This window comes from Paenibacillus sp. VT-400 (assembly GCF_001029205.1).
In the GTDB taxonomy this organism is placed as follows: domain Bacteria; phylum Bacillota; class Bacilli; order Paenibacillales; family Paenibacillaceae; genus Paenibacillus; species Paenibacillus amylolyticus.
Genome location: NZ_LELF01000002.1, coordinates 1 through 209, shown reverse-complemented (window position 1 = coordinate 209; position 209 = coordinate 1). Strand labels below are relative to the sequence as shown.

1 rRNA gene is annotated in these 209 nt (G+C 53.1%); it reads right to left on the bottom strand.

Annotation, left to right across the window (positions count from 1 at the left end):
* A 16S ribosomal RNA gene (locus tag EL84_RS00005) occupies window positions 1-209 on the bottom strand; the annotation flags it as partial.

Sequence of the window (209 nt, the reverse complement as noted above, 5' to 3'; positions counted from 1 at the left end):
CATTGTAGTACGTGTGTAGCCCAGGTCATAAGGGGCATGATGATTTGACGTCATCCCCACCTTCCTCCGGTTTGTCACCGGCAGTCTATCTAGAGTGCCCACCCGAAATGCTGGCAACTAAATATAAGGGTTGCGCTCGTTGCGGGACTTAACCCAACATCTCACGACACGAGCTGACGACAACCATGCACCACCTGTCTCCTCTGTCC